Raw genomic sequence first — 1573 nt, 5'->3', positions numbered from 1 at the left:
ATAACGGCGCAGACCCGCTATCATACGGCGGCGCGGTTCGGCAGCGACCTTCCTATTCGCGCCTACTTTGTTGATGGTCGTCCCATCAAGGCGATCTGCCGAGAACTTGGCGTATCGCGGAAGGTGGTTCGCAAGGTCATTCGTTCTCAAGCGACGGAGTTCCGCTACGAGCGAGACGCAGCCGCTCCCGAAGATGGATGCCTGGAGTGCCGAGCTTGATCGGTTACTGGCAAGGAATGAGAGCAAGGCGGCGCGGGAACGGCTGACGCTGATCCAGCTATTCGAGGAGCTCCGCGGCCTGGGTTATGCCGGCGGCTATGATGCGGTTCGTCGATACGCCCGACGGTGGAGCAAGGAACGCGGCACCTCGACAGCGTCGGCTTATGTGCCGCTGAGCTTTGCACCAGGCGAAGCCTACCGGTTCGACTGGAGCCACGAGGTCGTCCTGCTGAGCGGCACCACGGTGATGGTGAAGGCTGCTCATGTCCGGCTCTGTCACAGCCGCATGCTGTTCGTGCGGGCCTATCCGCGCGAGACGCAGGAGATGGTGTTCGACGCCCACGACCGGGCGTTCGCCCTGTTCAAAGGCACCTGCACCCGCGGCATCTATGACAACATGAAGACCGCCGTGGAGACGATCTTCGTCGGTAAAGGGCGTCTCTAGAATCGCCGCTTCCTGCAGATGTGCAGCCACTATCTGGTCGATCCGGTCGCCTGCACGCCAGCGTCGGGCTGGGAGAAGGGGCAGGTCGAGAACCAGGTCGGGCTGGTGCGAGAACGCTTCTTCACGCCGCGGCTGCGGTTCAAAAACCTTGCGCATTTCGCAAAAACGGGACAGTGGTTTCGCTAACTGCCGGACAGTAGTTTCGCTAAATCGCGGACAGCGTGGCGGCGCTGGTTTTTGGTTGCCTGGTTGTTGAGTCAATTGGTATTCGTTTCGCTGTTTTCAGCGTCGGTCAAGGGGCGCGTGGCTTTTTTCCTTCGCATGCTGTCGCCTTCAAGGGCGATGCGGTGGGCATTGTGGATGATGCGGTCGAGGATGGCGTCGGCGACGGTGGGCTCACCGAACACGTCAGAGTACCCCTATTCTCGAGCGGGTCGTGTCTCACGTCACGATCACTGACCCGCATCATTTTCTGTTCGGGCACCGGCTTGAGGTGCTGAAGGAGCGGTCGGGGCGCGGTCCCGCCTATGTCGTTGTCGCGCTGCCGGACGGCCGGCCGCGGGCGGTTCGCATCGCGTCGACGGATCTTGCCGAGACGATAGATTCTGGCCCGAACGCCGCCGATCTGCCGCGCATCAGCGCACGTACGCTGATCCCATTGATGCAACATTTGAGCGCGAGTCTGAGCCTTCTTGACGAGAAGGTGATTCGCGATGACCCACCCACCGCTTCCAGGTCGCGTTGCGTATCGACCCATGCCGACGTTGGCAAATCCACCCGGCCGTCCGACGGACGATATTCCTCCCCTGTGGCCGAATCTGTCGACCGCGACGCAAACCCAGATCGCTCAAATCCTCGCCACGCTGCTGCGGCGGATGCAAGCGGCTCCCGGCACGCCCGGAAGGGAAC

General features: G+C 61.9%; 2 protein-coding genes and 1 pseudogene. 2 read left to right on the top strand and 1 reads right to left on the bottom strand.

Features of this window, described 5'->3' with window-relative positions:
* Positions 1–54 precede the first annotated feature (54 nt).
* Positions 55–811 (top strand): annotated as a pseudogene (gene istA, locus JHD07_RS34960) (IS21 family transposase); the annotation flags it as partial.
* Between the two features lie 110 nt (positions 812–921).
* Here istA and JHD07_RS34955 read toward each other — a convergent pair.
* Positions 922–1071, bottom strand: coding sequence for an ATP-binding protein (locus tag JHD07_RS34955; protein ID WP_024343431.1), 150 nt, complete (start codon positions 1069–1071; stop codon positions 922–924).
* A 29-nt stretch (positions 1072–1100) separates the two neighbouring features.
* Here JHD07_RS34955 and JHD07_RS34950 point away from each other — a divergent pair.
* Positions 1101–1573 (top strand): hypothetical protein (locus tag JHD07_RS34950; RefSeq protein ID WP_291630469.1); only part of this gene is annotated, 473 nt, incomplete at its 3' end.

Source organism: Bradyrhizobium sp. (assembly GCF_016462955.1).
In the GTDB taxonomy this organism is placed as follows: Bacteria; Pseudomonadota; Alphaproteobacteria; order Rhizobiales; family Xanthobacteraceae; genus Bradyrhizobium.
The sequence above is the reverse complement of the archived record's forward strand: the minus strand, read 5'-3'. Positions and strand labels throughout refer to the sequence as shown.